Genomic DNA, 20,095 nt, shown 5'->3' with positions numbered 1-20,095 from the left:
CAGTCATGAAGATCGGCATCATCGGCGCGGGCAACATCGGCGGCAACCTCACCCGCCGCCTCACGGCCGTCGGCCACGACGTGTCCGTCGCGAACTCCCGCGGCCCGCAGACCCTCACGGACCTCGCCGCGGAGACCGGCGCCACGCCCGTGACGGTGGAGGAGGCCGCGCGCGGCGCCCAGGTCGTCGTCGTGACGATCCCCCTGAAGGCCGTGCCGAACCTGCCGTCCGGCTTCCTCGACGGAGCGGCCGACGACGTCGCCGTCATCGACACCGGCAACTACTACCCGCAGCAGCGCGACGGGAAGATCGCCGAGATCGAGGAGGGCCTGACCGAGAGCCGCTGGACCGAGCGCCAGATCGGCCACCCGGTGATCAAGGCATTCAACGGCACCTACGCCCAGGACATCCTCGACAAGCCCCAGCCCAAGGGCACGCCCGGCCGCGTCGCCCTGCCGGTGTCCGGCGACGACGAGGCCGCCAAGAAGGTCGTACGCGACCTCATCGACGAGATCGGCTTCGACACCGTGGACACCGGCGGCCAGGACGACTCCTGGCGCCAACAGCCGGGCACCCCGGTCTACGGCCTGGCGGCGGACACGGAGGCAGTCCGCAAGGCACTGGACTCCGCGTCCCCGGAGCGGACAGCGGACTGGCGCGCCTGACCACCGACGCGACGGGTCGCGCGCGGGACGGCTACGGCTTGGCCCAGTCCCGCAGCGCGGCCTCGCTCGCGAAGTCCGCGACGTTCTTGTCCAGCGGCGTCGACGTGTACTGGTGGATACGCCACTTCGCCTGGATGCGCGGCTTGCCCGCCGAGACGTAGTCCGCTATCCACAGACCGTCACCCGCAAAGGATGTGCTGTCCCGGGTGGTCCAAAAATCGCGGTTGCAGTAGAGCAAACACCTGTGCGAGGGCCGCAACCGCTTCACCTCCCGGATGAAGCGGTCCTTCTCCGCGTTCGACGCGGCCGTCCGGTCCCCCGTCCACTCCCAGTCCACCGCCAGCAAGTCCCCCGCCTTCTCGGGGGCCTTGCTCACGAAGTACTCCGCCTGGGCCGTGATGTTGCCCGGCCACAGGAAGTGGTAGAAGCCGACCACACAGCCGCCGTCCCGTGCGCGCTTCGTCTGCGCGGTCAGTCTTGGGTTGACGTACGAACGGCCCTCTGTCGCCTTGATGATGACGAAGGATATGCCGTCCGTGTCGAACGTGGACTGGTACGAGCTGACGTCGATGCCTTTGAGCACGGGCAGCCTCCTGAGCGGCAGAGGGGAGATCGGCTGGATCTACCCTTGTGGTGCCCGGTGGCCGTGATGGTCAACCGTTGAACGGCTCAGCGGAAGATCCCCGTGTGGCCCAGCGAGTAGCGGCCGGGCTGCGGGTAGACCGCGAGGCCGTGCGGGCCGCCGCCCACCGGGATGCGGGCGGTCTGGACTCCGGTGCGGGTGTCGATGGCGTACACCTCGGAGTCGTAACGGCCCGACAGCCAGAGGGTGTTGCCGTCCGCCGACACTCCGCCCATGTCGGGGCTGCCGCCCTGGGGGAGCTTCCACTTCTTGGTGAGTTTGTTCTTGGGGAAGTCGAAGACGGAGACGGTGCCCTCGCCGCGGTTGGACACGTACATCTCGCGTGAGTCCCGGCTGACGTACAGGCCGTGGGTGCCCTTGCCGGTGGGCAGGAGCTTGGGCCGGCCGAACTTCTCGCCGTTCAGGACCCACATGCCGTCGGCCATCATGTCGGCGACGTAGAAGGCCTTGCCGTCGGGCGAGATCTTCACGTCCTGCGGCATGGCGCCCTTGAAGGGCAGTTTCTGCTGGCCGATGACCTTCATCTTCTCCGTGTCGACCTTGAGGAGTTCGCCGGAGAACTCGCAGGAGACGATGAAGTAGCGCCCGTCGGCGGAGAAGTCGGCGTGGTTGACGCCGTAGCAGCTGACCGGTTCGGTCTTGACCTCCTTCATGGTGTGCGGGTCGCGGAAGACGAGCTCGCGGTCCATCGAGGCCATGACGATGGCGTACTTGCCGTTGGGCGTGAAGTAGAGGTTGTACGGGTCGTGCACGTCGACGGGCTTGCCCGCCTTGCCGGTCTTGGGATTGATCGGGGTGAGCGTGTGGCCTCGGTTGTTGTTGACCCAGAGCGTCTTCATGTCCCAGGAGGGGACGACGTGCTGGGGCTGGACCCCGACGTCGATCGTGTCGATCACTTCGTACGTCTTGGGGTCGATGACGGAGACGGTGTTGGAGTTGGTGTTGGGGACGTAGATCCGGGAGGGGAAGTCCTTGACCACCGGGGAGAGTTTGTTCGGGCGGTCGGCCGCGTAGACGTCCTTGGGGTCGAGGACGGGCGGCATCCCGGGGAGGCCGGGGGCGACCTTGGGTCTGGTGGGTTTCTGGATGCCCTTGGTGCCGAGGGCTTCGTTCTCGCGGGTGTCGCTGCCGCAGCCGGCGAGCGCGGCGGTGACGACGGCGCCGGCCGCGACGACCGCTCCGGTGCGCCGGGTGAGGTTCAGGTGCAGGGTCATCAGGTCAGCAGCTCCGTGGTCGTCACCGCGCGCAGGCCGCGGCGGTCGAGGTCTTCCAGGACGGCGGGGAGCGCGGCGACCGTGTCCGCGTACCCGAAGTGCAGGCTCACGATCGAGCCCGCGCGCACTTCTGAGGCGATCTTGCGGGTGACGGCCGGGGCGCCCGGCGAGGTGAAGTCGAGGGAGTCGACGTCGTACGAGAGGACGTGCGGGTAGCCCGCGCGGTGGGCGAGGCGGGTGACGAGGGGGGTCGCGGTCTGGGCGCGCGAGGGGCGGAACCAGGTGCCGATGGAGCCGGTGAGGCGGCGCAGTCGGTCGGCGCAGCCGGTGATCTCCGCGCGGGCTTGGGCCTCGTCCATGTCGTTGACGGTGCGGTGGTGGTGGGTGTGGTTGCCGAGGTCGTGGCCGCCGTCGAGGATGCGGCGGGCGAGTTCGGGGTGTTCGTCGAGCCAGCCGCCGACGGCGAGGACGGTGATCCTGGCGTCCGCCTTCTCGGCGATGGAGAGCAGGGAGCGCGCGGTGGCCGGGTCGCCCTGGCCGTGGAAGGTGAGGGCGACCTGGGGACGGCCGCGAGGGCTGTGCGCGATCTGGTCGGGCAGGCCGGGGTAGCGGCGGGGTGCGGGGGCGGCGCGGGGCGCTTGCGCGGCGGGGTGCCGGGCGACGGGTGCGGCCCGGTGCGCCGCGGGGGCGGTTCCGGAGGCGGAGCAGCCTGCGGTGAGCGCGCCCGCGACGGCCAGTGCGGCGCCCGCGCGCAGGGCTCCGCGGCGGTCAGTCTCGATCACGCGACCATTTAATGGTAAAAGCGCGTGAAAGCCTCTTATTGCCCACCCACGAACCCTGCGGGTCGGGGCCGCGGGGCAGCCGGCCCCTCTCTCGTCTCTTGCGGAACACCTGTCACAGCCAGAACTTAACCAGCGTTTACCAGGCAGGTGTCCCAGCTCACCAAGGATTCACTTTCACCCTGCCCCGTTTTGCACACCTATGACCGGATAGGGGCTTTTGGATCAGTGGCCCCCGTCTGCCATAGTCGAATCCACGACCCCCATTGACCCGGGCTCAGGTCGTCATCGGCGCCCGTGGACCACACCCCTTTGTCCACGCGGCGCTCCGCGCAGGCCCCCGCAGCGCCCCATCCGGCGACCGGGGGCTTTCGCGTATCAGCGGTCGGCGACCCGCATCTCGAACCAGGTCGTCTTGCCGCGCGGCAGCAGGTCCACGCCCCACCGGTCGGAGAGCTTGTCGACCAGGAAGAGCCCGCGGCCGCTGAGGTCGAGTTCATGGACAGGCATCAGGCAGGGCAGTCCGCGCGAGGGATCGCGCACCTCGACCCTGATCCAGCCGCGCCGCCGCATCATCCGCAGCCCGAAGACGCGGGCGCCGGTGTGCCGCACGGCGTTGCCGACGAGCTCGGAGGTGAGGAGGACGGCGTCCTCGGTGAGCTTCGGGGAGAGCCCCCAGTGCCGGAGCACGACGACCTGGGTGAGCCGGCGCGCGATGGCGGCGGACTCCGGGCGCGACGGCAGCGGAACCTCCGCGTCCGTCGGATTGCCGAACAACTCGAGCGCTTTGAGCGCGTGTTCGTCCTCAACCGCCGGCGACCAGCGCGCCGCGGTCGCACTCCCGTGTCGCCGCGGCTGTTCGATACCCTCCAGCCCCGCCATGCCCCCCATCATGGCCGCACGGAACGCGTTCCGGGGCCGTTCCGACGGAATAAGCCCCCCGGAACCATCCGTTCCGGGGGGCCGGGTAGGCATATGCCAGTGGCAGTCAGGCACCTGTTACACCCCTGCTGACCTGCGATGACTACCCGCTTACGAGTGATCACTTACGGCCGCGAACCGGGCAGACTTAAGGTTCTCTTAAGGCGTGCATAATCCGCTCCTTCGGGGGACACTTTGGCTGACGCGACCTCAACTGATGCCGATCCAGCGGAACTTCGGGCGCCGCCGCAGAGAAATCTCAGAGGAACTTGGCCTTGCCCGGGCCCTCCTCGACGAAGCTGCGCATGCCCCGCTCGCGGTCCTCGGTGGCGAACAGACCGGCGAACCAGGTGCGTTCAATGGCGAGCCCGGTGTCGATGTCCGTCTCCAGGCCCGCGTCCACGGCCTCCTTGGCGGCGCGCAGCGCGAGCGCGGGCCCCTGCGCGAGCCGCGCGGCCCACTGGTGCGCCTGCTCGTACACCTCGGCGGCGGGCACGACGCGGTCCACCAGGCCGATGGTGAGCGCCTCGTCGGCCTTGACCATGCGGCCGGTGAAGATGAGGTCCTTGGCCTTGGACGGGCCGACCAGACGGGACAGGCGCTGGGTGCCGCCCGCGCCGGGGATCAGACCGAGCAGGATCTCCGGCTGGCCGAGCTTGGCGTTGTCGGCGGCGATGCGGAAGTCGGCGCAGAGCGCCAGCTCGCAGCCGCCGCCGAGGGCGTAGCCGGTGACGGCGGCGACGACGGGCTTGGGGATGCGGGCGACGGCGGTGAAGGAGTCCTGCAGGGCGCGGGACCGCACGACCATCGCCGCGTGGTCCATGTCCTGCATCTCCTTGATGTCCGCGCCCGCCGCGAACACCTTCTCGCCGCCGTAGATGATCACGGCGCGTACGTCGTCGCGCCGGGTCGCCTCTTCGGCCAGCTCCTTGAGCCGGTCCTGCAGGGCGATGTCGAGCGCGTTCATCGGGGGGCGGTCGAGGCGGATCGTGCCGACGCCTTCGGCGACTTCGAGATGCACAGATGTCATGCGAGGCACGTTAGCCGTGCCTCGCATGACGGGGACATGCGGCCGGGTGTTCCCGGCGGGCCGGTCAGGCCTTCCACTTCTCCCAGGACATGTTCCAGCCGTTGTAGCCGTTCTCGGGCTGGATCGTCTTGTCCGCGGAGTTCTTCACGACCACGAGGTCCCCGATGAGGGAGTTGTCGAAGAACCATCCGGCGGGCGTCTTCTTGCTGTAGCCGCCGCGCACGTCGCTCAGGCCTATGCAGCCGTGGCTGGCGTTCGTGTTGCCGAAGGCGCCGCCCGACCAGTAGTTGCCGTGGATGAACGTGCCCGACGTGGACAGGCGCATCGCGTGCGGGACGTCCTTGATGTCGTACTCGCCGCCGAAGCCGACGGTCTCGCCGTTCATGCGCGTGACCTGGAGCTTCTCGCTGATGACCATCTGGCCGTTGTACGTCGTCGTGCCCGGCGCGCCCGCGGTGATCGGGATCTTCTTGATCTGCTTGCCGTCCCGGACGACCTTCATCTGGTGCGACTTGGCGTCGACGGTGGAGACCTGGCTGCGGCCGATCGTGAACTTCAGGGTCTTGGACTGCTCGCCGTAGACCCCGGGCCGGCCCTCGACACCGTCGAGGTTGAGCTTGACGGTGACCTTCGTCCCCGCCTTCCAGTACTTCTCGGGACGGAAGTCGATGCGGTCGTTGCCGAACCAGTGCGGCTCGACCTGCACGGCCGGTTCGGTCTTGACCTCGATGGCCTTCTCGACGGCCTCCGGGTCGGTGATGCCGCGCGTGAAGTGGACCGAGAACGGCATTCCGACGCCGACCTTCGAGCCGTCCTCCGGCGTGAACTGCCCGATGAAGGTGTTCTTCGGGGTCAGCGTCGTGAACGACGTGTCCTTGGCGGACTCACGGCCCTCGGAGTCCTCGGCTATCGCGTGGACCTTGTACTTCGTGGAGGCCGCGAGATGGTGCGCCGGCGTCCAGCCGGCACCGCCCGAGGTGATCTTGCCAGGGACCGGATTGCCCTTGCTGTCCTTGACCTCGACCTTCGACAGCTTGCCCTTGGCGGCGGCTATCTTCAGTGCGCCGCTGGTGGCCACCGAGTCGGCGCCGTCCTTGGGCGCTATGGTCACCACCGCCGTCGACGGCGCGTTCTTGTCGGCCTTGTTCTTGCCGTCGCCGCCCGCGTCCGAGTCGCCGCCCCCGCCGCATGCCGTGACCAACAGCAGCGTCACACCCGATGCCACCGCAAAGAGGCCCTTGGTCCCCCGTCGCCGAGCGCGCCCCCGCGCACCAACCGACGTCCCCGATATCGGTCGCCCGTTCAAGATGTGTCTCCCCTCGCACGGCCTGGTCAGGCCCGCACCCCAGTGCATCAGCGCGCACAGACACGCGCCTGCGCTAGATAACCACACGGCCTCGACCGATGACTCCCCGCCAATGTCACTGTTCAGTCCCAACTGCGCACGGGGTGCGGGCCCTGCCTCAGTTCCGCTCCGTGGGCTTGGCTTCCGGCTTGGAGCCGGGCGGTGCCGTCCAGTCCTTCCACTCCATGTTCCAGCCACCGAGCCCGTTGTCAGGAGCGACTTTCTTGTCATCGCTATTGACAACTTCCACCACATCGCCAATCAGAGTGCGGTCGAAGAACCACCCCGCCGGGGTCCGTGAGCTGCCGCCCTTCACGTCGCGCAGGCCCACACAGCCGTGGCTGACATTTGTGTTGCCAGGCGCGTTCGGCGACCAGTAGTTGCCGTGCAGGAAGGTGCCGGACGTGGTCAGACGGATCGCGTGCGGGACGTCGGGGATGTTGTACTCCCCGCCGAAGCCGACGGTGCGGCTGTTCATCCGGGTCACCTCCAGCATCTCGGTGACCACCATCTTCCCGTTGTACGTCGTGGTCTTGGGGGCCCCGGCGGTGATCGGCACCGTGGAGAGGAGCTCGCCGTCGCGGCGTACTTCCATGGTGTGCTCGGCGGCGTCGACCAGGGAGGTCTGGCTGCGGCCGACGGTGAACGAGAAGCTCTTGTCCTGCAGTCCGTAGACGCCGGGGGCGGCCTCCACGTCGCGCAGGCGCAGGGCGACGGTGACCTTCGTGCCGGGCTTCCAGTACTTCTCGGGGCGGAAGTCCAGGCGGGTCTTGCCGAACCAGTGCGGGCGTACGTCGACTTCCGGGTCCGCGGTGACGTGGATCGCGCGCTGGACGGCCTCGCGGTTCTCGATCTCCTGGTTGAACTCCAGGGAGACGATCATGCCGGTGCCGACCGTGGAGCGGTGCTCCGGCGACACGTAGCCGATGAAGCGCTCGTCGGGGACCTGCGTCGTGAACGTCGTGTGCCGGGCCGAGCGGCGGCCGTGGCCGTCCAGGGCGACGGCGTCCACCGAGTACTTCGCCGCCAGCGCCAGGCCACCGTCGTCCAGCGGCTTCCACGTCATGCCGTCCTCGTCGATGCGGCCGGGCACCGGAGCCTCCTGGGCGTCCTGCACGCGGACGACCTTCACCGATTCGAGGCGTCCGTCGGGGACCTCGACCTGGAGGCGTTCGTCGCCCTTGACTCCCTTGCTGCCGTCGTCGGGCGTCACCCGGATGACGTCGGCGGGCGTCCGTGGCTTGCCCATTAGGCGGTCGATGCCACCACCGTCACCGCTGCACCCCGTGGCTCCGGCAAGCAGTCCTGCCCATGTCACTACGGCGGCCAGCGCGGCCCCTGCGCGCCGAGCGCGCCTCGCTACCTGTCTCACGTCCGTCCCAACGACCGTCCCCCTCCTGGGGAAACGTGAGTGCGACGCACACGCTGGGCAGAACAGTGGGGAGGACGGCACGGGCTCGCGGGTCCACGTGGGCCGTCCGGTCCGGTACGCCCCGCCGCCGGGACGCGGCAGGGGTCGAGCCGCAGGAGGCGGATGGGTGTCCAGCGCAGCCGAACAGGAAGCACTCCGGGGTGGGCGGCGCGGGACGGGCGCGGCCGACGGGAGCGGTAGGGCCAGCGCCGTGAACGGGACGTCGGCACGGGCGCGCGCCGCGCCGCGGGCCGCCGCGGGCGCGCCCGCCCTGCCCGTGTGGCCGGGGGCGCCGACGCCGCTCGGCGCCCGGTTCAGAGTGGGGCCCGACGGGGAGGCGGGCACGAACTTCGCGCTGTGGGCGGGGGGTGCGCAGGCCGTCGAGCTCTGCCTGTTCGACGAGCAGGGCGTCGAGACGCGCTCGCCGCTGACCGAGCTGACGCACGAGATCTGGCACGGCTTCGTGCCGGGCGTCCGTCCGGGGCAGCGCTACGGCTACCGCGTGCACGGCCGCTGGGACCCGTGGACGGGCGCCCGCTGGAACCCGGCGAAGCTGCTCCTCGATCCGTACGCGCGTGCGGTGGACGGCGACTTCGCCACGCACGGCCTGCCGCCCGAGGTGTACGGACACGTGCGGGACTGGCCGCAGCAGCACGTGGCCGACACGGTGCGCGACGACCGGGACTCGGCGCCGTACGTCCCCAAGGGCGTGGTCGTGCACGACGACGCGCCGGACGACGAGTGGGCCGACGACCGGCGCCCGAAGACGCCGTGGGCGGACTCGGTCATCTACGAGGTCCACGTACGCGGCTTCACCAAGCTGCACCCGGGGATTCCCGAGGAGCTGCGGGGTACGTACGCGGGGCTGGCGCATCCGGCGGCGATCGAGCATCTCGTACGGCTGGGCGTGACGGCGGTGGAGCTGCTTCCGGTGCACCAGTTCGCCCACGAGGACCACCTGCTGCGCAGGGGCCTGCGGAACTACTGGGGCTACAACTCGATCGGCTACTTCGCGCCGCACGCGGCTTATGCGGCGTCGGGGACGACGGGCGGGCAGGTCGGCGAGTTCAGGCGGATGGTGCGGGCGCTGCACGAGGCGGGGATCGAGGTGATCCTGGACGTGGTCTACAACCACACGGCGGAGGCGGGCGAGCTGGGCCCGATGTTCTCGCTCAAGGGCATCGACAACCGCGGCTACTACCGCCTCCAGCCGTCCGACGCCCGGCGGTACGCGGACTACACGGGCTGCGGGAACACGCTCCAGGTGGTGCAGCCGCACGTCCTCCGGCTGATCACGGACTCCTTGCGCTACTGGGTGACCGAGATGGGCGTGGACGGCTTCCGCTTCGATCTGGCGGCGGCGCTGGCGCGCTCGTTCCACGACGTCGACATGCTCTCCCCCTTCCTCGCGGTGATCGCGCAGGACCCGGTCCTTCGGCGCGTGAAGCTGATCGCCGAGCCGTGGGACGTGGGCTCCGGCGGCTACCAGGTGGGGGCCTTCCCTCCCCTGTGGACGGAGTGGAACGACCGCTACCGGGGCGCGGTGCGGGACTTCTGGCGGGGCGCGCTGCCCGATGTGCGGGATCTGGGCTACCGGCTCTCCGGGTCGAGCGACCTGTACGCGTGGGGCGGGCGGCGGCCGTACGCCTCGGTGAACTTCGTGACGGCGCACGACGGGTTCACGCTGCGGGACCTGGTGACGTACGAGCGCAAGCACAACGAGGCCAACGGCGAGGGCAACAGGGACGGTTCGGACGACAACCGGTCCTGGAACTGCGGCGTGGAGGGCGAGACGGCGGACGAGCGGGTGGCGGAGCTGCGGCGCCGACAGCTGCGCAACCTGCTGACGACGCTGCTGCTCTCGACGGGGGTGCCGATGCTGGTCGCCGGGGACGAGATGGGGCGCACGCAAGGGGGCAGCAACAACGCGTACTGCCAGGACAACGAGGTCAGCTGGGTGGACTGGGGGTTGCTCGAACAGCCGGGGTGGGCGGCACTGCGGGACCTGACGTCCCGTCTGATCGCATTGCGGCACCGGCATCCCGTCCTGCGCCGGCGGGCGTTCTTCTCCGGCCGTGCGCATTCGGCGGACGGGCTGCGGGACCTGGCGTGGTTCACGGCGCGCGGGACGGAGATGACGGAGGGCGACTGGTACGCGCCGACCGCGACGCTCGGCATGTATCTGTCCGGCCGCGACATACCGGGCCGTGACGCCCGTGGTGCGCCGATCGTCGACGACAGCTTCCTCGCGGTCCTGCACGCGGCCGACCGCGCGGGGAGCTTCGTGCTGCCGGGGGCGCCGTGGGCGCGGGCGTACGAGGTGGTGGTGGACACGTCCCTGGAGGAGCAGGGGGCGGCGCCCGGCACCGTGCTGCCGGGGGACGGGACGGTCACGATGGCGGCGCGGTCGGTGCTGTTGCTGCGGGTGCGGGACGATGTGCGGGACGGGGGAGGCTGACGCCGTCGGGGAGGCGGGCGACGGTCGCCCGCATTGGTCCGAACCTGCCCATTGCAGGGCTCCGGGCCACGGGTCAAGCTCGGCCCATGGACCTGGAGTTGCGGCACCTCAAGACGATCCGGGCGATCGCCGACGCGGGCAGCCTGACGAAGGCCGCCACCGTGCTGGGGCTCGCGCAGCCCGCCCTGAGCGCACAGCTGAAGCGGATCGAGCGGGCCTTGGGAGGGGAGCTGTTCGAGCGGGGGCGGCACGGGGTGCGGGCCACCGCGCTCGGCGAGTTCGTGCTCGCCCGTGCCCGGGTCGTGCTGCCCGCGGTCAGCGGACTGCGGGAGGAGGCGTTGCGGTTCGGCCGGGACTGGCAGGGCGGTGCGGGGTTCCGGCTCGGCGCGACGCACGGGCCGCTGCTGGGCGCTCTGGTGGACCGGCTCGCCGCCGCGTACCCCGGGGCGCCGGTGACGACCCACACCTCCTGGTCGGAGCGGGAGATCGCGACCCGCACGGCCGAGGGGCGCCTGGACTTCGCGCTGGTGGGGACGTGCGGGGCGAGTCCGCCGCCGGAGAGCGAGCTGCTGGTGTGGCGGGAGGTGGCCCGTGACCCGGTCTTCGTCATGCTGCCGACGGGGCATCCGCTGGCCGACCACCAGGAGATCGACCTGGCGCGGCTCGCGGGCGAGGCGTGGACGGACGTGCCGGGCGACGGCTGCTTCGCGGACTGTTTCACCGCGGCGTGCGCCCGTGCGGGGTTCACGCCGTCGTCCGTCTACGAGACGGACGTGGCGTCCTGCGTCCACCTGGTCCAGGTGGGCCGGGCGGTGGGCCTCTGCCGGGCGACGTTCCCCCCGACGCCGGGCCTGGTGACCCGCCCCCTCTCCGGGGCGCCGCTGTACTGGCGCCACCTGCTCGGCTGGCATCCGGCGGCCCCGGCCCACGACACGGCACCGGCGGTCTTCGCCCAGGCCCGCGCGGCGCACGCGGAGGCGGCGGCCCGCAGCGAGAGCTACACGGCCTGGCTGGCAACGCCTACCCCGGGCCTCCCCTAGCGCGGTCACCCCCTGAACGGCACGACGACTGGCCTTCCCTGGCGCGGTCGCCCCCTGAACGGCACGGCGACTGGCCTTCCCTGGCACGGTCGCCCCCTGAACGGCACGGCGACTGGCCTTCCCTGGCACGGCCACGCGCTCACGGCACAGCGACTGTCCTTCCCCGGCCCGGTCACGTCTCCTCACCGCACAGCGACTGGCCTGCCCCGGCGCGGTCCCACCCTCACCGCACAGCGGCGGGCCTTCCCCAGCCCGACCACATCTCCTCGCCGCACGGCGGCGGGCCTGCCCCAGCCCGACCACATCTCCTCGCCGCACGGCGACTGGCCTGCCCCGGCGCGGTCGCACCCTCACCGCACGGCAGCGGGCCTGCCCCAGCCCGGTCACGCCTCCTCACCGCACAACGACTGGCCTGCCCCGGCGCGGTCCCACCCTCACCGCACGGCAGCGGGCCTCCCCCAACCCGACCACACCTCCTCACCGCACAACGACTGGCCTGCCCCGGCGCGGTCCCACCCTCACCGCACGGCAGCGGGCCTCCCCCAACCCGACCACATCTCCTCACCGCACAGCGACTGGCCTGCCCCGGCGCGGTCCCACCCTCACCGCACAGCGGCGGGCCTTCCCCAGCCCGACCACGCCTCCTCACCGCACAGCGACTGGGCCTCCCCCAACCTCTTTCGCCCTCGCCGCCCCCCCCTGCCCCGCCACACCACCGGCTGACCCCGCCGCGCCCCAACCGCACCGCCGTCCCTCTCGACCCAGCTTCCATAACACCAGGGCAGGGGGTGAACTGGCAGCTACTGGGGATCAGTTGAGGCTTCTACGTTGTGGGCGATCCGCTGGCCGTTCCCCTCGGCGGTCCGCTCGCCCCTCGCAACCGAGGAGATTCCCCCATGCCCCCCATCCACCACAGACGCGCCGCGGCGGCGTGTGCCGCGTTCGTTGCCGCCGGGGCGCTCGTCCTCGCCGGGCTTCCCGGTACCGCGAACGCCCAGGCCGATCCCGCCTCGCCCTCCCCCGCCGAGACCGCCGCCGTCGACAGGACATCGCCCGAGGTCCTGAAGGCCATGCAGCGGGACCTCGGCCTCACGCCGGCGCAGGCCGAGGCCCGTCTGGTCAACGAGGCCGAGGCCGGCGCCGTCGCGGGAGCCCTGCGGGGCGCTCTCGGCCGTGACTTCGCGGGCGCCTGGGTGCACGGCGCCACCTCGGCGAAGCTCACCGTGGCCACCACCGACGCCTCCGACGTGAACGCGATCGAGGCGCGGGGCGCCCGGGCCGAAGTCGTGCGGCACTCTCTCGGTCAACTCGAAGCCGCGAAAGCCGACTTGGACCGTGCGGCCAAGAAGACCGCAACGCGCGACGCCCCCGTCTGGTACGTCGACGTGCGGTCCAACGCAGTGGTGGTGCAGGCCGTGCGGTCGGGCGCCGCCACGTCCCTCGTCGCCGCCGCGGGGGTCGGATCCTCCCTCGTACAGGTGGAGAGGGTCAGGGAGAGGCCGCGGGCGTTCTACGACCTCGTGGGCGGCGACGCCTACTACATGGGCGGCCGCTGCTCCATCGGCTTCCCGATCACCAAGGGCACCCAGCAGGGCTTCGCCACCGCGGGCCACTGCGGGCGCGCGGGCACCGCGACCAGCGGCTACAACCAGGTGGCCCAGGGCACGTTCCAGGCCTCGATCTTCCCCGGCAGGGACATGGCCTGGGTCGCCACCAACTCCCAGTGGACCGCCACCCCGTACGTGAAGGGCCAGGGCGGGCAACGGGTCGGCGTCGGGGGCTCCACGCAGTCCCCGGTGGGTGCGTCGATCTGCCGTTCCGGCTCCACTACGGGGTGGCACTGCGGCACCATCCAGCAGCACAACACCAGTGTCACCTACCCCGAGGGCACCATCAGCGGCGTGACGCGGACGACGGTCTGCGCGGAGCCCGGCGACTCGGGCGGCTCCTACATATCCGGGAGCCAGGCGCAGGGCGTCACCTCCGGCGGCTCGGGCAACTGCTCCAGCGGCGGGACCACCTTCCACCAGCCGATCAATCCGCTGCTCCAGCAGTTCGGCTTGACGCTGAAGACCACGGGTGGGGGCCCCGGCCCCGGTGACCCCGAGCCTGGCGGCACGTGGGCCGCGGGCAAGGTGTACGCCCCGGGGGACACGGTGACGTACGGCGGGTCGACCTACCGGTGCCTGCAAGGGCATCAGGCGCAGCCCGGGTGGGAGCCGCCCAACACCCCCGCTTTGTGGGCAGCCGCCTGATCGGCCTCAGCCCAGGATGCCTCTGCTGTACGCCGTGGCCACCGCCGCCGCCCGGTCCTTGACGTTCAACTTGCCGTAGATGTGGGTGAGATGCGTCTTGACCGTGGCCTCGCTGATGAAGAGTTCGGCGGCGATCGCACGGTTCGACGTGCCCTTGGCGACGAGCGCGAGCACCTCCCGTTCGCGGGTGCTCAGCGGCTCGTTGCCGGGGGCACGTACGCGTGAGACGAGCCGGGACGCGACGGCGGGCGACAGGACCGTGCGGCCCTGGGCCGCCGCGCGGACCGCGGTGAACAGGTCCTCGCGGGGCGCGTCCTTGAGGAGATAGCCGGTCGCGCCCGCCTCGATCGCGGGCAGCGTGTCCGAGTCCGTGTCGTACGTGGTGAGGACGAGGACCCGGGAGCGGGCGCCGCGCCGTTGCAGCTCGGCGATCGCGTCGACGCCGCCCCCGCCCGGCATGCGCAGGTCCATCAGGACGACGTCCGGGTCGAGGCGCTCCACCAGGGCGACGGCCTCGACGCCGTCGGCGGCCTCGCCGAGCACCTCGAAGCAGGGGTCCGAGCGGAACATGCCGCGCAGACCGTCCCGTACGACGGGATGGTCGTCGACGATGAGCAGAGTGATCAGGTCAGCCATGGCGGACCAAAGGTACGCGAGCCGAGAGCGCGGTGCCGTTGCCCGGCTCCGATTCGACGGTGAGCGAGCCCGCGACGCGTTCGGCGCGGGCCCGCATGCCGTCGAGGCCGAAGCCGCCGGAGCCGCCGCGCGGCGCCAGGGCCAACGGGTCGAAGCCGCGGCCGTCGTCGCGGACGTCCAGGGCGACCTCGCCGTCCATGTAGGAGAGGGTGACGCCCAGGCGGGCGGCGTCGGCGTGCCGGGCGGCGTTGGACAGGGCCTCCTGGACGATGCGCAGCAGGGTCGCCTCGATCTCTTCGTGGAGCGGCTCGGCGGGTCCGGTGACCGTGAACTCGGCGCGGACGCCGGTGCGTTCGGCCCACTCCGCGACCGTCTTCTTCAGCGCCTCGGGCAGCGCGTCGTGCTCCAGGGCCGTCGGGGAGAGGTTGTGCACGGAGCGGCGGGCCTCGCCCAGGCTGTGCCGGGCCAGGTCCGCGGCGCGGCCCAGGTGTTCGCGGGCCAGGGTCTCGTCGGAGGCGGACGCGACGACCTGGAGCTGGGCGATGATGCCGGTCAGGCCCTGCGCGATGGTGTCGTGGATCTCGGCGGCGAGCCTGCGCCGCTCGTCGGCGACGCCCGCCTCCCGCGCCTGGACGAGGAGTTGGGCGTGCAGGGCGGCGTTCTCGTCCATGGCCTGCTGGAGTGCGGTGTTGGTGCGTTCCAGTTCGACGATGGTGGCGGAGGCGTCGCGGGCGCGCTGTTCCTCCTGCTCCGCGAGGTGGGCGAAGACGGCGAGCAGTGCGATGTTCACCGCGAGCAGCCCGCCGAAGACGGTCCAGCCGAGTTCGCCGTCCGGGGGAAGTCCGCCCGACTGGGAGCCCGCCATGATGATCGCGGTGGCGAAGAGGCCGGGCTTGACCAGGCGCGGCGGCAGCAGCCGCTCGGCGCCGAAGTAGCCGACGACGGCGTAGAACGCGAAGAACGGGTTGATCCAGGTGAGGACGAAGGCGATCGCCCAGCGCACGGCGTAGTAGCCGACGCCCGCGGGCGACGGGCCGGGGCGGGCCCCCGCGAGCCGGCCCCACCACAGCTGGAGCGCCACCGCCGCGCCGACCAGGGCCCCCGCCAGGGTCCACGCGTCGCGCCCCATGCCGACGACGCCGCTCGTGGCGGCCGACATGAGGACGCCGAACCCGAGCAGGACGTAGGGGCCCCAGCGGTGGAACAGGCCCCAGCGCCGCTCCAGCATCTTCGTGGCATCCGCCGCACTCGTACTCACGGTCCCAGTGTCGGTCACCCGCGAGACCGCCCGCCGATCACTCCCACCGGAACCAGCGCGCGGCAGCCGCCGAGAGGACCACGGTCCACAGCGCGAGCACGCCGAGGTGCCAGAGGCCGGGCCAGTCGCCGGCCGCGGCGTCGCCCAGGGCCTGGGCGGCGGCGCCGAGCGGGGCGATCTCCACGACGCGGGCGAGCGCGTCGGGCATCGCCTGCACCGGCAGCCAGACGCCCGCGCTGAACATCATCGGGAAGAAGACGGCGGAGCCGATCGCGGTCGCGGCCTTCGTCGTACGGGAGATCGCGGAGACCATGGCGCCGAGCGCGAGCCCGCACAGGACGGCGAGGAGCAGCGCGACCGCGTAGCCGAGGGCCTGGCGCGGCAGCGGCACATCGAAGGCCAGGCGGCCCACGGCCAGGGAGAGCAGGGACGAGGCGAGCGCGGCCGCGCCGTGGATGCCCATCTGCGCGCCGAGCACGGCGGAGGGGCGGACCGGCGTGGCCGACATGCGGCGCAGGATGCCGCGTTCGCGGTAGCCGGTGATCAGCGGCGGCATGGCCTGCAGGCCCGCCATGATCAGGGAGAGGAGCACCGTCACGGGGACGTACGCGTCGACGAGGCGGATGCCGCCCAGCGAGGCGTCGGTCTCCCGGAAGGAGGGGATGGAGCCGAGGATCACCAGGAGGATCGTGGGGAACAGCATGATCCAGAAGAGGGCGCCCGGTTCGCGGCGGAAGAGCCGGAACTCGGCCTTGAGGACGGCGGCCGAGACCTTGTTCTTCGCGGCGGCATGAGGTGCGGCGGTGAGGGCGGTACTCATGCCGTGGCTCCCGTGAGGTCGAGGAAGGCGTCGTCCAGCGTGGCGTCGGAGACCCGGAGTTGGTGGGCGGTGATGTGGTGCCGGGCGAGCAGCGTGATGGCGGCGTTGACGGTCTCGTCGGTGCCGCCCAGGGTGTAGCGGCCGTCGCGCTGGTCGACGGAGATCACCCGCGGCAGCGCGGCCAGCTCCCGCTCGTCGAGCGGCGCGGACGGCGTGAAGGACATGACGGTGGAACCCGCGGCGCGGCTGATGAGGCCCGCCGGGCTGTCGAGCGCGGCGATCCGCCCCTGGTCGATGACCGCGATGCGGTCGCAGAGGCGCTGGGCCTCCTCCATGAAGTGGGTGACGAGCAGGACCGTGACGCCGCTGTCGCGTACGTCCTCGATGAGCTCCCAGGTGTCGCGGCGTGCGCGCGGGTCGAGCCCGGTGGTCAGTTCGTCGAGCACGACGACCCGCGGGTTGCCGATCAGCGCGAGCGCGATGAACAGGCGCTGCTTCTGGCCTCCGGAGAGCTTGCCGAAGCGGCTGTCCAGCTTGTCGGTCACGCGCAGGCGTTCGGCGAGGGGGCGCCAGTCGGCGGGGTTGGGGTAGAACGCGGCGTACAGCTCCAGTGCCTCGCGCACGGTGAGCTTCGCCTGGAGTTCGCTCTCCTGGAGCTGGGCGCCAAGGATCTGGGTGACCCGGTCGTGGTCGGCGACGGGGTCGAGCCCGGCGACGCGGACGGTCCCGGTGTCGGGGACGCGCAGGCCCTCGATGCACTCCACGGTGGTGGTCTTGCCCGCGCCGTTGGGTCCGAGGACGCCGAAGATCTCGCCCTCCTCGACGGCGAAGGAGACTCCGTCGACGGCGGCGCGGTCGCCGTAGGCCTTGCGCAGGTCGTGCACTTCGATGATGGGCATGGGTCGAGCCTCGCCGGTGGGCGGGGGCGCGGGCATCGCCCATCGCGCTCGAAGCGGTATCAGCCGATCGGCTGATGGCGGGGTACGACTCCGCTCGCGCGGCCCGGTCGTAGGACCAGCGGACGAGCAGGGTGGGGCCAAAACTCAGTGGGCTCTGTCAGTCGCCGTCCGTAGGCTCGCTCGTGATGCCGAAAACAGATGCACCGACCAAGGAACCGGCCCGGGAAGGGTCCGCGGCGCGGACGCTGCTGCGGCTGTGGCCGTATGTCCGTCCCGTGCGAACTCGCCTGTTCAGCGCGGCTCTTGTCGCCATCGTCGCCTCCTGTACGGGGCTCGTCTTCCCCCTCGTACTGAAGTGGCTCGTGGACGGCCCGGTGGCCGACCGGGACCTGGGCGGGGTGTGGCTCGGGGCCCTGCTCCTGCTGCTGCTCGGGGTCGCGGAGGCACTCCTGTTCGGTCTGCGGCGGTGGCTGGTGGCGCGGCCGCTGGCGTCGGTCGAGGCGGCGATGCGGGCGGATCTCTACCGCCACTTGCAGCGGCTTCCGGTGGCCTTCCACGACCGCTGGGCCTCGGGCCAGTTGCTGTCGCGCGGCACGACGGATCTGATGCTGCTGCGGATGTTCCTCGCCTTCCCGCTGACGTTCCTGATCGTGAACGGGACGACGATCGTGGTCGGCATGGCGATCCTGCTGGCACAGGACTGGGCGCTGGGGCTCGTCCTGCTGACTCCACTGCTGCCGCTGGTGATCGTCTGCGCGTACTACGAGGGCCGGTACATGGCCGTGGCGCGGCGGGCGCAGGACCAGGTCGGCGACCTGACGACGGTCGTCGAGGAGAGCGTGCTCGGCATCCGCATCATCAAGGGCTTCGGCCGCCACCGCAGCCAGGCGCACGCGTTCCGCGAGCTGTCGCACACGCTGCGGGGCACGGAGCTGGCCAAGGCGCGGCTCCTTGCGGCGATCTACGCGGTGATCATGGCGCTGCCGGAGATCGCGATCGGTGCGGCGCTGGTGCTGGGGACGGTGCAGGTGGCGGACGGCGACCTGTCGACGGGCACGCTGGTCGCGTTCCTCTCCACGGCGCTGGCGCTGCGCTGGCCGGTGGAGTCGATCGGCTTCCTGCTCGCCATGAGCCAGGAGTCGGCGACGGCCACGGAGCGGTACTTCGAGGTGATGGACGCGGAGCCGGAGACCGGCTTGCCGGTGGGGGGTGGGGACGGCGCGGGTTCCGGGGCGGGGGCCGGGGCGGGGGCCGGGGCCGGCACAGACACCGGCGCCGGAATCGACTCAGGGGCCGAGGCCGGGCTCCCGGCCGGGAGGGGGACCGAGGCGGGGAACGGGGGCGGGCCCCTGGTCGAGAACGGGGCCAGGGCCGAGAACGGGGCCGGGCACGGGAGCGGAGCCCGGGCCAAGAGCGAGGCCGGGCACGGGAGCGGAGCCCGGGCCAAGAGCGAGGCCGGGCACGGGAGCGGAGCCCGGGCCAAGAGCGAGGCCGGGCACGGGAACGGGGCCAGGGCCGAGAGCGAGGCCGGGCACGGGAGCGGAGCCCGGGCCAAGAGCGAGGCCGGGCACGGGAACGGGGCCAGGGCCGAAGCCGGGGCCAAGGCCGGGGACGGGCATAGGGTCGCCGCCGGGAGCGGCGCTGGGTCCGTCACCGCCGGGTCCGCCACAGGCCCAGGGGCCAGGTCCGGTGCGGCCGGACTCCGCTTCCACGGCGTGGAGTTCCGCTACCCGGACGCGCCAGCCGACGCGCCGCCCGCGCTCGACCGGATCGACCTGCACATACACCCCGGCGAGACCCTCGCCCTCGTCGGCGCGACGGGCAGCGGCAAGACGACGCTGACGGCGCTGGTGCCCCGGCTGCACGAGGTGAGCGGGGGGCGCATCACGCTGGACGGCGAGGACATCGCGGAGATGGACCGCGAGCGGCTGCGCACGCTGGTGGCCGTCGCCTTCGAGGAGCCGACGCTCTTCTCCGCGACGGTGGGCGAGAACGTCCTGATGGGGGCGGAAGAGGCCGCGGGGGAAGTGGAGTTGGAGCGTGCCCTCGAGGTCGCCCAGGCCGGCTTCGTCCACGCCCTGCCGCAGGGCACGGCCACCCAGGTCGGCGAGCAGGGCCTGAGCCTCTCCGGCGGCCAGCGCCAGCGTCTTGCCCTGGCCCGCGCGGTGGTGGGCCGCCCGCGCTTCCTGGTCCTCGACGACCCGCTCTCGGCGCTCGACGTCCACACGGAGGCCCTGGTGGAGGCGGCCCTGCGCCGCGTCCTGAAGGACACGACGGCCCTGGTGGTGGCCCACCGCCCCTCCACGGTCCTCCTCGCCGACCGCGTCGCCCTGCTCTCCGCGGGCAGGATCACCGCGGTGGGCACCCACCAGGAACTGCTGCGCGGGAACGCGGAGTACGCGTGGCTGATGTCAGGAGCGGGAGTCGCTCCCGCGCCAGGGGAAGCGGACCCGGCGCCCACGGACGGGCAGACACAGGCGCCAGCCCCTGCCACGCCAGAAGCAGCCGACCCGACCTCCACAAAGGAGCGGACCACTCCCCCCGCCAGGGAAGCGGACCCGCCGCCCACGGCAGGCAAGGCGGACGGCATACCCACAGGCGAACAGACGCAGGCGCCAGCCGGTCCCACGCCAGAAGCAGCCGACCCGACCTCCACAAAGGAGCGGACCACTCCCCCCGCCAGGGAAGCGGACCCGCCGCCCACGGCAGGCAAGGCGGACG

16 protein-coding genes are annotated in these 20,095 nt (G+C 71.8%); 5 read left to right on the top strand and 11 right to left on the bottom strand.

All coding sequences use genetic code 11. The features are described 5' to 3' along the window. The first annotated feature begins 5 nt into the window (after positions 1 to 5). On the top strand, positions 6 to 665 hold the full coding sequence (locus ACZ6ZP_RS30825; protein ID WP_351173283.1) for an NADPH-dependent F420 reductase: 660 nt from the start codon (positions 6 to 8) through the stop codon (positions 663 to 665). A 31-nt stretch (positions 666 to 696) separates the two neighbouring features. Here the strand turns inward: ACZ6ZP_RS30825 and ACZ6ZP_RS30820 are convergent, their stop codons facing one another. From ACZ6ZP_RS30820 to ACZ6ZP_RS30790, 7 genes are all read right to left on the bottom strand, one after another. Continuing rightward, complete coding sequence (locus ACZ6ZP_RS30820) at positions 697 to 1,248, bottom strand: glycoside hydrolase family 25 protein (protein WP_351173280.1); 552 nt, start codon at positions 1,246 to 1,248, stop codon at positions 697 to 699. 86 nt (positions 1,249 to 1,334) lie between these two features. Next, positions 1,335 to 2,522: a YncE family protein gene (locus ACZ6ZP_RS30815; protein WP_469409151.1), complete on the bottom strand. Its 1,188-nt coding sequence runs from the start codon at positions 2,520 to 2,522 to the stop codon at positions 1,335 to 1,337. Continuing rightward, positions 2,522 to 3,304, bottom strand: coding sequence for a polysaccharide deacetylase family protein (locus tag ACZ6ZP_RS30810; RefSeq protein ID WP_469409149.1), 783 nt, complete (start codon positions 3,302 to 3,304; stop codon positions 2,522 to 2,524). The genes ACZ6ZP_RS30815 and ACZ6ZP_RS30810 overlap by 1 nt, the downstream gene beginning before the upstream one ends. Positions 3,305 to 3,679: 375 nt before the next feature. Next, entirely contained in the window at positions 3,680 to 4,183 is a 504-nt protein-coding gene (locus ACZ6ZP_RS30805) for an ATP-binding protein (RefSeq protein WP_351173271.1), read from the bottom strand. 298 nt (positions 4,184 to 4,481) lie between these two features. Then, positions 4,482 to 5,252 (bottom strand): enoyl-CoA hydratase/isomerase family protein, encoded by a 771-nt coding sequence (locus tag ACZ6ZP_RS30800; RefSeq protein WP_351173268.1) that lies wholly within the window; start codon positions 5,250 to 5,252, stop codon positions 4,482 to 4,484. A gap of 64 nt (positions 5,253 to 5,316) precedes the next feature. Next, positions 5,317 to 6,558, bottom strand: a complete 1,242-nt coding sequence (locus ACZ6ZP_RS30795) for a L,D-transpeptidase (RefSeq protein ID WP_351173265.1) — start codon at positions 6,556 to 6,558, stop codon at positions 5,317 to 5,319. Between the two features lie 157 nt (positions 6,559 to 6,715). Next, positions 6,716 to 7,846, bottom strand: coding sequence for a L,D-transpeptidase (locus ACZ6ZP_RS30790; protein WP_469409145.1), 1,131 nt, complete (start codon positions 7,844 to 7,846; stop codon positions 6,716 to 6,718). 289 nt (positions 7,847 to 8,135) lie between these two features. On the opposite strand from ACZ6ZP_RS30790, the gene glgX reads away from it, so the two are divergent. The 3 genes from glgX to ACZ6ZP_RS30775 all read left to right on the top strand — a co-directional run bounded on the left by glgX (position 8,136) and on the right by ACZ6ZP_RS30775 (position 13,761). Beyond that, on the top strand, positions 8,136 to 10,466 hold the full coding sequence (gene glgX, locus ACZ6ZP_RS30785; protein ID WP_469409143.1) for a glycogen debranching protein GlgX: 2,331 nt from the start codon (positions 8,136 to 8,138) through the stop codon (positions 10,464 to 10,466). Positions 10,467 to 10,552: 86 nt separating this feature from the next. After that, positions 10,553 to 11,506, top strand: coding sequence for a LysR family transcriptional regulator (locus ACZ6ZP_RS30780; RefSeq protein WP_351173256.1), 954 nt, complete (start codon positions 10,553 to 10,555; stop codon positions 11,504 to 11,506). Between the two features lie 896 nt (positions 11,507 to 12,402). Continuing rightward, entirely contained in the window at positions 12,403 to 13,761 is a 1,359-nt protein-coding gene (locus ACZ6ZP_RS30775) for an alpha-lytic protease prodomain-containing protein (protein ID WP_361465545.1), read from the top strand. Between the two features lie 6 nt (positions 13,762 to 13,767). Here the strand turns inward: ACZ6ZP_RS30775 and ACZ6ZP_RS30770 are convergent, their stop codons facing one another. From ACZ6ZP_RS30770 to ACZ6ZP_RS30755, 4 genes are all read right to left on the bottom strand, one after another. Beyond that, complete coding sequence (locus ACZ6ZP_RS30770) at positions 13,768 to 14,397, bottom strand: response regulator transcription factor (RefSeq protein ID WP_361465548.1); 630 nt, start codon at positions 14,395 to 14,397, stop codon at positions 13,768 to 13,770. Next, positions 14,390 to 15,625: a sensor histidine kinase gene (locus ACZ6ZP_RS30765; protein WP_469409337.1), complete on the bottom strand. Its 1,236-nt coding sequence runs from the start codon at positions 15,623 to 15,625 to the stop codon at positions 14,390 to 14,392. Before ACZ6ZP_RS30765 ends, ACZ6ZP_RS30770 begins: the two co-directional genes overlap by 8 nt. Before the next feature lie 67 nt (positions 15,626 to 15,692). Then, a complete protein-coding gene (locus ACZ6ZP_RS30760; RefSeq protein ID WP_366461510.1) occupies positions 15,693 to 16,475 on the bottom strand; it encodes an ABC transporter permease in 783 nt (260 codons plus the stop codon). After that, the gene (locus ACZ6ZP_RS30755; protein ID WP_366461511.1) at positions 16,472 to 17,374 is read right to left on the bottom strand and encodes an ABC transporter ATP-binding protein; all 903 of its coding nucleotides are present in this window, start codon (positions 17,372 to 17,374) and stop codon (positions 16,472 to 16,474) included. The genes ACZ6ZP_RS30760 and ACZ6ZP_RS30755 overlap by 4 nt, the downstream gene beginning before the upstream one ends. A gap of 185 nt (positions 17,375 to 17,559) precedes the next feature. On the opposite strand from ACZ6ZP_RS30755, the gene ACZ6ZP_RS30750 reads away from it, so the two are divergent. Next, positions 17,560 to 20,095, top strand: a 2,536-nt coding sequence (locus ACZ6ZP_RS30750) for an ABC transporter ATP-binding protein (protein WP_469409137.1), incomplete at its 3' end; no start/stop codon positions are given.

Source organism: Streptomyces sp. NPDC054047, assembly GCF_055585065.1.
Note: the sequence above shows the minus strand (reverse complement) of the source record. Positions and strands in the feature narration are given on the sequence as shown.